We start from the raw sequence: 11,827 nt of genomic DNA, 5'->3' as shown, positions 1-11,827 counted from the left end.
TACGACCACCGAATGAGGGATGTGCCAGTGAGCTCACCGAACACACCGGACGACAAGAAGCCGAGCAACGGGGACTCCGGTCCCCACGCGGCCTCGGGTCCGGGGCAGCAGGGGACTGCTCCCGGTGGCCTGGTGCCGCCGTGGCAACGCGGGCCGAACGGGGCGGGTCACCAGTCGGATGCACCCAACGGGTCGGCGCGCCAGCCCGGTCCGCCGCCGCGAGGGATCGTCACCGCGGCGGCGAGCATGGCCGGCCAGCAGGCACCGATCACCAAGCTCGACGATCCGCGTGAAGCGGGTGCCTCGCGTGGCGGTACGACCACCAAGACCGACACCCACGGTGAGAAGTTCGTCGAGTCGCCGACGCGCAACATCGACCGCGACGACCTGCCGGCCGAGAAGCTGCCCAATCTCGACGCGATCCATCACGTGAACGATCCCGCGCCTGCACCGGCTCCCGCGCCGCAGCGGTCGGCACCCGCCGAGATCGGTGCTCGGCCGCTTCGGGCGGCGGTGCAGCTGCGTCGGATCGATCCGTGGGCGACGTTCAAGGTCGCGGCCGTGTTGTCGGTGGCCGGGTTCCTCATCTGGATGATCTCCATCGCCGTGCTGTATCTGATTCTCGACGGCATGGGTGTGTGGGATCAGGTCAACAGCTCGTTCGGCACGTTGGTGACCGCCGACGGCTCCACCAGTGAGGGCGACATCATCGGTGCCGGCACCGTGTTCGGCTGGGCGACGCTGATCGGTGCGATCAACGCCATCCTGCTCACTGCTCTGGCCACCGTCGGCGCCTACATCTACAACTTGTGCGCCGATCTCGTGGGTGGTGCCGAGGTGACTCTCGCCGACCTGGACTGAGGGGCTCTGACCACCCGTTTTGCTCCTGCGACCCCCGGTCGGGTAATCTCTCACTTCGGTTCACGGGCCTATAGCTCAGGCGGTTAGAGCGCTTCGCTGATAACGAAGAGGTCGGAGGTTCAAGTCCTCCTAGGCCCACCACGAACCCGGGGCCTTAGCTCAGTTGGTAGAGCGCCGCCTTTGCAAGGCGGATGTCAGGAGTTCGAATCTCCTAGGCTCCACCACCTCGTCTCAATCACACCACCTTGCTTGGAGAAGCAAGGTGGTGTTGTGCATTCGGGGTGGTGCTGTCACTCAGCCTTGGCGTTCGAGTTTCCGTTCCCGGCTTGCGAGCATCCGTTTGGTCATCGGGCCGTAACCGAACCAGATCAACAGGTAGTTCAGCGCGAAGCCGACCGCCAGAATCCCGATGGTCAGCGGCCACCCCAGCGAGTCCTCGACCTCAGTTGTCAGATCGGGTATCGCGACCACCATGACTGCCAGGGTGATCGCGGCGAGAACGATCGAGATCGCGAACGACCCGTAGATGAGTGCGCTCTTCTCCGCCTTCGACGGCAGGCGCTCATGATCCGCGACGAACCGGTCGCCGGCCAACATCGCTGCGAGCATCGGCACGATCACCGATGCGCCTGAGCCGATGTCGATGAACTCACCGATCGCACCGACGATCAGCGCGAGCACGGCGTAGGACCCGGCGAACCAACCCAAGTACTTGCCCAGCGACATGGCGGTGATCGACATGGCGGTGATGATGTCAGCTCCCGAAGACGTTGTCCCGCTTCGATGACCTGGGTCGGCTGTCTTGTCATTCGCGTAGTCGACCCTGCCGTCGTGCATGCGGTTTGCGATCCCGCGCCGAGCGTGTATTAAGTTTGACGGGTTGTTGACGATTCGATGGGGGTCTCGATCATCGTGCGTAAGCTGTTCTCGGCGTTGCTCGCCGTTGTCGTGGGAGCGTTGACGCTTCTGGGGGTTGGTGCCGTGTCGGCGGAGCCGCAGTTGCCGCGAATAGCGCTGTACAGCGATAATTTCGGCACCGTCGGCAATCACGCGGGCTGCCGTGGAGCGATGCATGTGGGTGTTGTGGCGCCAAAAGGAACTCGCGGCAAGATCCGGATCACGGTCACGTCTCACGGCTTCACGGGTGACGGAGTCGGTTGGCGAAGCAATCCGCGCTGTCGGATTCTGCTGTCGTTCAATGAGATCAGTCCGAATCACCCCCTCAGTCGGGAGACTTTCCACTCCGTTTCCTTCGGTCCTCGTCCGGGGCAGAAGTTCGTGAAAGAGATCAATTCAGGTTCAGGACCCGCCGGCTTTGGAGTTGCGACGTACGTGCCTGATCAGCCCGTGCGCGTTCCGGTCCCGTACGGCGGAGTCAGCTTCCTTACTGTTGTTCCGTAATACCGATCCCGACTTGGGTCCGACGGACCGGACCGAATGAGCTGACTCTTGGACGTCCCGAATCGGCACCAAGCGGTTGCTGGACTTAACAGCGGTCATGTTGGCGGATCCCCAAGGGCGTTGTCCCGCTTCGATGACCTGGGGCGGCTGTCGTGTCATTCGCGTAGTCGACCCCGCCGTCGTGCATGCGGTTTGCGATCCCGCGCCGAGCGTGTATTAAGTTTGACGGGTTGTTGACGATTCGATGGGGGTCTCGATCATCATGCGTAAGCTTGCTGGGCTGCTTTTCGCGGCGGTCGTTGGAAGTGCTTTGACATTCTCGGGTGCCGGTAGTGCAGCTGCGGATGCGCCGATACCGATGGTGTGGACCATCGCGGGCGACAACTTCGGCACATTCGGGGATCACGACTATTGCCGCGGGGCCTTGCACGTTGCGTTCACAGCGCCCAGAGGCAAACCTGGCCACGTCCGGACGACGGTTACTTCGCACGGTTTCACGGGAAACGGACCCGGATGGCAGCGAAACCCCAAGTGCCGAGTGACGCTGGTTATTACGCAGATAACCCCCACCTCGTTCTACAAGAAGACCTACGTTCCAGTGTCGTTCGGAAAGAAGCCCGGTCAGCGGGTTTCGCGAATCCTTGATACGGGATCGGGGCCCGCAGTCATCGGGGTCGCGGGATATGCGTACGGAACCGGCGGCAACCAGGCGCAGTCGTACGGTGTCGAGTCGCGGATGTGGGTTCCCTGACGATCGAGCACGTCCGCCGAGTGGTCGCGGTTGCCGGCTGAGACCAGGAGTCATCCGATCGAATGAAATGATCAACCATTCGAACGTCTGGAGTGCTCCTCACCCAGCAGACGCGGTGAACCCGATGGCACACTCCGCATGTGGACGATTATGAGATCGGAACCACGATCCGCTATCGTGCAGCAAGCATTGTCGGGGTGAGGATAGTGATGCGTGTTATCGGGGGTCGATGGGACCCGGGGGTCGAAGCCAGCGACCGTGACCAGCCTGTTTGTGCGCACTTCAGCCATGGGACGCTGCCGAGTATCTAGCCGCTCGCGACGCACCGCCGCAATTCCGTTCGTGCCCTCACCCCTACACGTCGGACCTGGCGCTGCGTTCGGGTGTTCCTCTCCTCTCCGACGTGCAGTCGACGGGAGAACCCAATGACCGGACCTCACAATTGGCTTGATGACGTGCCATCCTGGCCCGCGGGCCAAGGCTTTCCTGCGAATGAGCTCGCCCGCGAACTGACGGCAGCCAAAGTCGTCGGAGCGGATCGGTCAGACTCGTCTACGCCAGCGGTGGAGGTGGCATCCCCGCCCATTCAGCAATGGTCTGAATCCTCTATGCCAGAGGGCGAGTGGGCAGCCACGACCCAGGACGAGTTCGAAACAGAACCGGCAGAAGGCGACCCGTTCGAACAGATGCGGGTCCGTGCGGTCAAGCCGAAGGACACGCAGGAGAGCTTCTTCGCGAAACACCGAGTGGCGCTGATCGGATCGGCGGCCATCGTCCTGGTGATGGCGATCGGCGGCGCAGTGACAATCGGCCTGGTCTCCGGTCGCGGCCAGGAGTCGGGCGTCGCAGACAATCCGGCTGTCGCGGCACAGTCCACCCCTTCAGAGTCCACGAGTGCGGCGCCATCGGCTGCCGACTGTTCGGCATCCTCGGACGGCTCGGTGACGACCGGCAACGGACCGGGTGACCAGCAGTCGGGTCCCGGCGCGATCTTGGCTTTCAACTACGGCTATTACGTCACTCGCTCAGCGCGCGAAGCGCGGGAAGCGGCGCTGCCGAACGCGGTGAACACCGAGGACGATCTGCAGAACTTCATCGACACCCAAGTTGCGCGCGGCACAGAGCATTGCCTCGAGATCACCGAGCTCGAGCCGGGGACCTATGCCGTGGATCTGACCGAGACACCGCCCGGTCCCGGCGCCGAATCCGTGGTGTACCCACAGATCATCACAACCGTCGAACGCGACGGCCAGACATACATCGCTTCCATCAAGAAGCGGGAGTAGCGGACGAATCGTCCAGCCTGACAACGAATCCAAACTGGATTCAACCTACAAGGGGGAGTAGACAACCATGGCCAACCCGCCAGAACGAGGACGCCACCACAAGAGTTGCGAGCGGCGCGCACCGTTCCGCAAGACGATGACCACCGCGGCACTCGCGGCCACCATTGCCACCGGACTCGGTGCGGGTGCGGCATACGCAGTACCCGAGCAGGGCGGGACCAGTCCCAGCGTGCCCGAACAGGGCGGCATCACGCCCGAGGCCGACGTTCCCGAGCAGGGGGGCACCTCGCCGACACAAGACGTCGCGCCGGTGAACGTCCCAGGGCCGGGCGCCATCCCGGCACCGCCGCAGGAGGCTCCGTACCAGCCATACGTTGCGCCGAGCACCTACACGGCGCCCAGCACGAATACCGGACCCAGCACCTACGAGAACGCCTACAACCCGATTCCGGAACAGCCGTTGACGGCGCCCAAGCCGGTGGCGCCGGTGCGTCCGATCGCCCCGCCGCCGGAGAAGATCCGTGTCGGCAACTTCATCACGGACATTCCGGAAGGCATGTCCGATCGTGATGTCAACTCGCTCAACGCGTGGGCCGCGTACGGTGAGTCGAAGATCGCCCAAGGTTTGATCTCTGTTGGTGTGCCTGAAGATGAGGCCTCGCGGCAAGCTGCGTCGACGATCATCGGTGTTGCGACGGGTGGAACTGCCGGTGCGGCTGCGATGGCCGTACCGGGCGCAGTAGCAGGGGCGGCTGTCGGACTTCCCGTGGGAGCAATTGCAGGCACGATCTACAACGCCGTCGTGTTCTCATATCTCGTTGCGCCAACTGGCGGGGGCATCCTCGTTCCTGGTGCGCTCGCCGGTGCAGGAATCGGAGCGGGAGTCGGTGCTGTTGCCGGTGCCGCAGCAGGCGCCGCTACCGGCGCAGCGATCGGCGGAACGATCGGCGGCGCAGCCGCTTACACCCTCGGTGCCGGCGATCCGGGCGCGAACCCCGATGAGCCGTGGAAGCAGGACAAGCCGGAAGCCGAGCCGCTGCCGAACCCCGACGCGAACCAGTTCGAGCTGAAGCTCTCGCCCGAGGATGCGCAGAAGGCAGGTCTGCCGGCCGTCGAGTACGTCGTGAACTCGCGCGGCGACGTCCACGCATCGGTCAACGGCGTGGAGGCGAACTGGTCGGTGGAGCAGGCCCTCGCGCCGTATGGGCTGCTCGGCGGCGCCGGCCCGCAGGCCGAGAAGTCCGCACAGCAGGCGACCAAGCAGCGCACCGATCAGGCCAAGAACTCGGTTCCGGGCCTGGAGGTGGCGTGGCCGCAGGAGACGGCTCCCGCGAACTGATTTCGGGGAGTCATTCACCATAGACTGGCTGTGGCCCGCTGACCGGCGGGTCACAGCCAGCACGGTCCCGGGTACGCGCCTGACGGGACGAGACCGACTTCGGAAGTGACGATGAGCGAGGACATGCAGGGACACGGTGGTCCCGTCTCACCACCGTCGACCAACGAGCGCAGTGTGGTGGTCTGTGGGACGGCCGGGGGAGTGGGAACCTCGGTCATATCCGCCCTCCTGGCCGAATACCGCGCTGCCACCTCGCTGGGGGGCGCCTCGTGGTGGGTCGACGCCGCAGGCAACGACGGTGACCTTCACCAGAGACTGCGCGCCACCGGCGATGAAGCGCTGCTGCGCACCGCAGCGGGGACAGGACTCCTACCGGCCCCCGAGGCCGCTATCACCGACGTCGTGGTCCATGCCTGGCGGTTCGGAGCGGTTCCGGTCGTCGATGCGGGTGCTCGTCCACTGACCGTCCTGCCTGAGCTTTGCGAGCCCGAACTGGCTGATGTCACACCAGTTCTCGTCGTCGGGCCTCGACCCGACCTGCTCAACCGGTCACGTGAGGTGTTCAGCGAGTGGGAGCATGCCGGGCTACTGCGACGCACCATCGTGGTGATCTGTTGCCAGGTACCGACTCTGAATCATCAGGCGCTGACCGGCATGCTCACCGACGCTGTCACGGGTGCGGTTTCCGGAGTAGTCGGGCTGGACTATGAGCCCGTCCTCGGGGAGGGAACATCCCTTGATGGCGCTGCCCAACAACGTCTTACCGCTGGCACATGGAGTGCACTTCAGCAGATCGCCATTCGGACACAGAGATCGGTCAGCCGAGGTTAGCTCCGACGCTAGAGATCACGGAACGATCAGGTAGCTGGAGATACCAAAGCTCAGTCCCTGACCGCCGAAGGACAAAGCATGGGGGCCGGGACCCGGGTAGAGGGTGAGTCGTACAGGCTTTCCGCCGCGTGGTCCAGCGTTTACGGCGCGGATCGAGTGGCGATCGAATCGAAAGCCATCGATCACAGCGTTTACGTACACCTTGCACGAAGGATTCTTGGACCAAGTCGGACCATCTCCGTGGAACGCGCGGGGCGTGTACGTCACGAACGCTTTACCGGATTGCCGCGGATCGACCTTGATACTTACGTGCACTGCGCCGCGGCAGTTGCTGTGATTTCCGATAGCCCAGAACTCTTCACTGTACTGGTTAATTCGTGGTGCTTCGTAGGGCCTCGCAGACGCAGATCCAATTCCCAGAATTGTGGCTGACACCATGACCGTAATAGCCAGAAACGCCAAGCAACTTCGCTTCGCCAACGTAGGTCCCTCCCCGATGAGATATGCGTGGCACACGTCACGCAGGACATAGGCTAGTGCACGAAGACAGTGGAAACGAATTGCGCCCTATCCAGCCGTCACACTAAATCTCGCGGACGACCAAGGTGGAGATCTCTACGCCCCTTGCCCCGAGATCCAGAAGTACGTCAGCAACCCGAGCACGATCACCGCGATGTACAACCAACCGATCCAGATGGCAACGCGCGCAAAAGATTCGCCGAGTTCGCGGGTGCGGGCGATCTCGCCCCGAGCGCGATAGCCCAGGTAGAGACCGATCGGCGAGGTGATCCCCAGGATCGACAGCACAAGCGCCCAGATCGCAGTTCTGTTGGTACCGCGCGACTTCGCGGGCCGCGACGACCGGGCGGTGGCGGGCTGACTCCGCGTGGGCACCTGTTCCTCCGGGACGTCGTCGATGGTGGGGTTGTCGTCGGTCTTGATGCTGGAGTACGCCTGCGGACGTTCGGCCGGAGCGTCGAACTTCTCGGTGCGCTCCGGGACGTCGAGGGGACGGAAGTCGTCGGCGTCCGTGGAGGGCGCCGGCCGGACCTCGGTGGCGGCGTCTGTTGCCGACTCGCCCTGGCGCGTGGCCTGGGCGGCCACTTCCGCAGCCACCGCTGGCGACACCGTGCGGGTCGGAAGATCTCCGGGTGGCAACACGCGTGACGACGGCGGCCGGGGCGGACCCGTCTGCGGCCCGCCATGCGGAGGCGGTGGACCCGGACGGCCCGCGCCAGGAGGCGGTGGGGGAGGCCGGTGTCCCGGAGGCGGCCGATAGCCCGGTGGCGGAGGTCCACCGCGGTAGGGCGGCGGACCGTTGCGACCCGCGGGGCCGGTGTTCCACGGCGGCAGGCCGCCGGCGGGACCGGGACCTGGGCGACCACCGGGTGCGGGGCCAGGCCCGTTGGGACCTCGCGGCGGTACGTTCCGTGGCGCCCCGCCGGTCGGCGGGCCACCCGGTTGCGGAGGTCGTGGACCGTAACGACCCGAGGGGGGTGCTTGTGGTGCGCCCCGGTCGGATCTGGGCGGCTCCGACCGACTCTGGGGCTGGCGGGCACCCGGTGCCGTCACCGGCGCGGTCGGCGGACGCTCCCACGGCGCCGCCACCGAGGGACTCGGGGGCGCCGCATCACCGGCCGGACCGGCCGGGCTGTCATCCGGCTCGGGCGTAGGCCGTGAGTTGTCGTCGGAGGTCACTGTTCCAAATTACCGTTGTTGTCGGTTTGCCGACCGTGTGGTGGCCGATGTGGCCGCCGCCGCGATTGCCTGATTCATCACACCGTCACGACGCCACGGCGCCGGGGTCCTCGCCGTCGCCGACCACGGTGAGGTCTTCGACTCGCGGCACCGTCGCCGACACCGGCGGGGGTTCGCGGCGCGACCTGCGGACGACGACCGCGGTGATCCCGCTCGCGAACACCGCAGCCACCGCCGACACCCCGGCCCACACGTACTTCTTCGACATGCCTAACAGCGTGCCAGCCTTCCCGACCGCCTGTCACCTCGGAGTGACGGACAGGCCCGTGGTTTGCGCCGGTACAGGCCCATGGCCGGGTCCCGCCGGCGCCAGAAGTGGTTGGATGGAGGACGTGACTACTCAGAAGCAGACCGCGACCCTGCACACGAATCGCGGCGACATCGTTGTCGAACTGTTCGGCAATCACGCACCCAAGACGGTCGCGAACTTCACCGGCCTCGCCGACGGCTCCAAGGACTACAGCCAGCCGAACGCATCCGGTGGCGACAGCGGACCGTTCTACGACGGCTCGGTGTTCCACCGCGTCATCGAGGGCTTCATGATCCAGGGCGGCGACCCGACGGGTACCGGCCGCGGCGGCCCGGGCTACCAGTTCGCCGACGAATTCCATCCCGAACTGCAGTTCGATCGCCCCTACCTGCTCGCCATGGCGAACGCCGGACCCGGCACCAACGGCTCGCAGTTCTTCATCACCGTCGGACCGACCCCGCACCTGAACCGCCGGCACACGATCTTCGGTGAGGTCACCGACCCGAAGTCGCAGCAGGTCGTCGACGCCATCGCCACCACCTCGACCGATCGCGCCGACCGCCCGCTCGACGAGGTGGTCATCGAGAAGATCGAAATCAACTGACCGGCCCGCAGTACCCCGGTCCTCCGCACACCGCCGGTCCGCCGGCGGTGTGCTTCCGGCATCCCGACCGTCCCACCGGACTGGCCTGCAGCCGGTGCGGACGGCCGGCGTGCCCGGAGTGTCTGCGGCCCGCTGCCGTCGGCCAGCACTGCGTTGAATGCCTGCGCAACGACGGCGTCCAACGCTCGGTGGCGGCGCCGACCTTCGGCGATCGGGGCATCCGCCCGATGGTCGCCAAACCGATGGTCGGGCCGCGGCCCTATGCGACGTACACGCTCATCGCGCTCAACCTGGCGATCTTCGCGCTGTGTGCGATGCAGGCCGGCGGCTTCGACATGCTGCAGTCGCCGCTGTTCCTCGATTGGGCGCTGGTCAAGCCATTGGTCGCCGACGGCGAGTACTGGCGACTCCTCACCGCGGGCTTCCTGCATTTCTCCATCACGCACGTCGCGGTGAACATGCTGTCGCTGTTCATCCTGGGTCGTGACCTCGAGCTCGCGATCGGCATCCCGCGCTACCTCGGCGTCTACATGACCGCCCTGCTCGGCGGCAGCGCTGCGGTGATGGCCTTCGGACCCGACGTCTCGATCAACGCCGGCGCATCCGGTGCCATCTACGGACTGATGGGTGCGGTTCTTGTGGTCGTGCTGAAGGCACGGGCCTCACCGACCCCGGTCATCTCGATCATCGTGCTCAACCTGGTCCTGTCGATCACGGTGCCCAACATCTCCCTGCTCGCCCACGTGGGCGGCCTGGTGTTCGGCGCCGCCGCCACCGCCGCGATCATCTTCCTGCCGCAGTGGCTGCTGACGCCCGAACGGCGCACCGCAGCCGCATCGGCGCGGGTCGGATGGTTCGCCATCGCCGCGCTCGTCGTCATGGCGCTCGCGGTCAGTGTCGTGGTGGGCATGTCCTACGGCGGCATCCGGGTGTACGTGGGCTGACCGCCCTCATTTCCGCAGGTCCTCCACCACGAACCCGGCCCGTCGTAGTTTTTCGGTGACCGTCGCGAGGTCGGCGCCCAGATCCCACCGGCTGAACACCACGAGACGCGTGTCGTCGCGCAGCGAGTCGGCCGGAGGGGTCGGGGCGGCGTCGTCGTGGAGGAAGTCGAACTCCAGCTGACCGGTGCGCCGCCCGATCCGGCGGAAGTCGAGGAGCCGGATGCGGTCGATCCGATCCCGCGGATACGTGTGCGAACCGCCGATGGTGCGGACGAAAATCGCGGGCTGACCGTCCGCCGCGGTCGCGATCGCCAGACGCGGACGCACGGTCAACGCGTAAGCGGAGAACGCGAGCAGCAGCAGCCCAGCGGCGCCCATCAGAACCAACCCGGCCGGGTCGCCGGCCACGAAGACGGCGGCGACCAGCAGGAACACACCACCGATTCCCAGGGCAGCGCCGGCCGGGCGCGGCGTCGCCCACTCGTGTGTGGACAAGTCGGCAAAGTTATCCACAGGTGTTACTCACAGTGGGGATGACTTACACACATGTGATTTCCACAGTGTGGATGAATCACACACGTGTGAGCAGACGGAAATGACAGCGCCGGCCGCGTCAGCGCCACCGCATCGTCATCAGCAGGCCGACCACCATCAGTGCGAATCCGATGAGGAAGTTCCAGGGGCCGAGCTCGTACATCCAGTTGAGGATCTCGCCTTCGGCGCCCAGCGCAGTCGGGGTCGCGACCAGGTAGAACACGATCAGCCAGGCCAGGCCCAACAGCATCAGACCGAGCATGAGCCACACGTAGATGTTGCTCGACGGCCCGGCTTTCACCTTCACCGGAGTCCGGCTGGCCGGGTTGATGGTGTAGTCGGTCTTCTTCCGGACTTTTGACTTCGGCATGACTTCCTCTGTAGTGCTGAACAGCTCGTCGGGCTGTCTGTCGGGCGCGACGGTACCGGGATGATCCGCCAGGCGGCGGTCCGTCGCTCGCAAAAGGTGTTCCTCTACGGTATCTCACCTGGTCGCCGACCCGGCAACGCCGCGTTCCGCCACTTCATGGACCGGGAAATCCCGTGGACCGGCCCGATGGGCCTCGGGGTAGCCTGACGGGGTGAATCAGCCGTCTGTGCAGCAGAGATCCGGGGCCGCGGCGGGCCGCATCCTCGTCATCGACAACTACGACAGCTTCGTCTACAACCTGGTCCAGTATCTGGGCCAGCTCGGTGTCGAGGCCGTGGTCTGGCGCAACGACGATCCGCAGCTCACCGACCCCGCCGCAGCCGTCGACGGATTCGACGGCGTGCTGCTCAGCCCGGGGCCGGGCACCCCGCAGCGCGCGGGCGTGACCATCCCGATGGTCGGGGTGGCGCGGCAGACGGGGATGCCGCTGCTCGGGGTGTGCCTCGGTCATCAGGCGATCGGCGCGGCGTTCGGCGGCACCGTCGACCGCGCGCCCGAGCTGCTGCACGGCAAGACATCGCAGGTGATGCACGACGGCCTCGGCGTCCTGGCCGGCCTACCCAGCCCGTTCACCGCCACCCGCTATCACTCACTGACCGTGGTACCCGAGACCATCCCCGACGAACTCGTCGTCACCGGCCGGACCGAGTCGGGCATCGTGATGGCGATGGCGCACCGCGAGCTTCCCATCCACGGCGTGCAATTCCACCCGGAGAGCGTCCTCACGCAGGGCGGACACCGGATGCTGGCCAACTGGCTAGCGGTGTGCGGCGTCGATATCCCCGAGTCACGGGTGGACGTGCTCGAAGCCGAGATGGCGGCCGCCCTCGGCTGATCC

At 65.8% G+C, this 11,827-nt stretch carries 13 protein-coding genes and 2 tRNA genes; 10 read left to right on the top strand and 5 right to left on the bottom strand.

Translation table 11 applies throughout. From position 1 onward, the window contains the following. Positions 1-27 precede the first annotated feature (27 nt). The 3 genes from VZC37_RS16245 (at position 28) to VZC37_RS16235 (ending at position 1,085) form a co-directional block, all read left to right on the top strand. Entirely contained in the window at positions 28-861 is an 834-nt protein-coding gene (locus tag VZC37_RS16245; protein ID WP_330433596.1) for a DUF3566 domain-containing protein, read from the top strand. A gap of 64 nt (positions 862-925) precedes the next feature. After that, positions 926-1,002: transfer RNA gene (locus VZC37_RS16240), tRNA-Ile, on the top strand. Positions 1,003-1,009: 7 nt separating this feature from the next. Beyond that, positions 1,010-1,085, top strand: a tRNA-Ala gene (locus tag VZC37_RS16235). Positions 1,086-1,155: 70 nt separating this feature from the next. Here VZC37_RS16235 and VZC37_RS16230 read toward each other — a convergent pair. Continuing rightward, positions 1,156-1,602, bottom strand: a complete 447-nt coding sequence (locus VZC37_RS16230; RefSeq protein ID WP_330433595.1) for an ABZJ_00895 family protein — start codon at positions 1,600-1,602, stop codon at positions 1,156-1,158. A gap of 153 nt (positions 1,603-1,755) precedes the next feature. Here VZC37_RS16230 and VZC37_RS16225 point away from each other — a divergent pair, with 153 nt between their 5' ends. The 4 genes from VZC37_RS16225 (at position 1,756) to VZC37_RS16210 (ending at position 6,469) form a co-directional block, all read left to right on the top strand. Then, positions 1,756-2,262, top strand: a complete 507-nt coding sequence (locus VZC37_RS16225; RefSeq protein ID WP_330433594.1) for an enoyl-CoA hydratase — start codon at positions 1,756-1,758, stop codon at positions 2,260-2,262. A 1,359-nt stretch (positions 2,263-3,621) separates the two neighbouring features. Further along, a complete protein-coding gene (locus VZC37_RS16220; RefSeq protein ID WP_330433593.1) occupies positions 3,622-4,299 on the top strand; it encodes a DUF8176 domain-containing protein in 678 nt (225 codons plus the stop codon). Positions 4,300-4,366: 67 nt separating this feature from the next. Continuing rightward, positions 4,367-5,638, top strand: a complete 1,272-nt coding sequence (locus VZC37_RS16215; RefSeq protein WP_330433592.1) for a hypothetical protein — start codon at positions 4,367-4,369, stop codon at positions 5,636-5,638. 111 nt (positions 5,639-5,749) lie between these two features. Then, positions 5,750-6,469: a hypothetical protein gene (locus VZC37_RS16210; RefSeq protein ID WP_330433591.1), complete on the top strand. Its 720-nt coding sequence runs from the start codon at positions 5,750-5,752 to the stop codon at positions 6,467-6,469. A gap of 615 nt (positions 6,470-7,084) precedes the next feature. On the opposite strand, the gene VZC37_RS16205 is transcribed toward VZC37_RS16210, so the two are convergent. Together VZC37_RS16205 and VZC37_RS16200 are read right to left on the bottom strand one after the other, a co-directional pair. Further along, entirely contained in the window at positions 7,085-7,585 is a 501-nt protein-coding gene (locus VZC37_RS16205) for a DUF4190 domain-containing protein (protein ID WP_330433590.1), read from the bottom strand. Positions 7,586-8,252: 667 nt separating this feature from the next. Next, positions 8,253-8,435 carry a hypothetical protein gene (locus tag VZC37_RS16200; protein WP_330433589.1) on the bottom strand — a complete coding sequence of 61 codons (183 nt, stop codon included), beginning with the start codon at positions 8,433-8,435 and terminating at the stop codon, positions 8,253-8,255. A gap of 124 nt (positions 8,436-8,559) precedes the next feature. Between VZC37_RS16200 and VZC37_RS16195 the strand changes: the two genes are divergently transcribed. Both VZC37_RS16195 and VZC37_RS16190 read left to right on the top strand, forming a co-directional pair. Continuing rightward, entirely contained in the window at positions 8,560-9,081 is a 522-nt protein-coding gene (locus tag VZC37_RS16195; RefSeq protein WP_431309243.1) for a peptidylprolyl isomerase, read from the top strand. Next, on the top strand, positions 9,078-10,025 hold the full coding sequence (locus tag VZC37_RS16190; protein WP_431309430.1) for a rhomboid family intramembrane serine protease: 948 nt from the start codon (positions 9,078-9,080) through the stop codon (positions 10,023-10,025). The genes VZC37_RS16195 and VZC37_RS16190 overlap by 4 nt, the downstream gene beginning before the upstream one ends. Positions 10,026-10,031: 6 nt before the next feature. On the opposite strand, the gene VZC37_RS16185 is transcribed toward VZC37_RS16190, so the two are convergent. Further along, complete coding sequence (locus tag VZC37_RS16185; RefSeq protein WP_330433586.1) at positions 10,032-10,538, bottom strand: PH domain-containing protein; 507 nt, start codon at positions 10,536-10,538, stop codon at positions 10,032-10,034. A gap of 100 nt (positions 10,539-10,638) precedes the next feature. Beyond that, the gene (gene crgA / locus VZC37_RS16180) at positions 10,639-10,929 is read right to left on the bottom strand and encodes a cell division protein CrgA (RefSeq protein ID WP_330433585.1); all 291 of its coding nucleotides are present in this window, start codon (positions 10,927-10,929) and stop codon (positions 10,639-10,641) included. A gap of 211 nt (positions 10,930-11,140) precedes the next feature. Between crgA and VZC37_RS16175 the strand changes: the two genes are divergently transcribed. Beyond that, the gene (locus VZC37_RS16175; RefSeq protein ID WP_330433584.1) at positions 11,141-11,824 is read left to right on the top strand and encodes an aminodeoxychorismate/anthranilate synthase component II; all 684 of its coding nucleotides are present in this window, start codon (positions 11,141-11,143) and stop codon (positions 11,822-11,824) included. Positions 11,825-11,827 lie beyond the last annotated feature (3 nt).

This window comes from Gordonia sesuvii (assembly GCF_036350415.1).
GTDB classification, from domain to species: domain Bacteria; phylum Actinomycetota; class Actinomycetes; order Mycobacteriales; family Mycobacteriaceae; genus Gordonia; species Gordonia sesuvii.
Note: the sequence above shows the minus strand (reverse complement) of the source record. Positions and strands in the feature narration are given on the sequence as shown.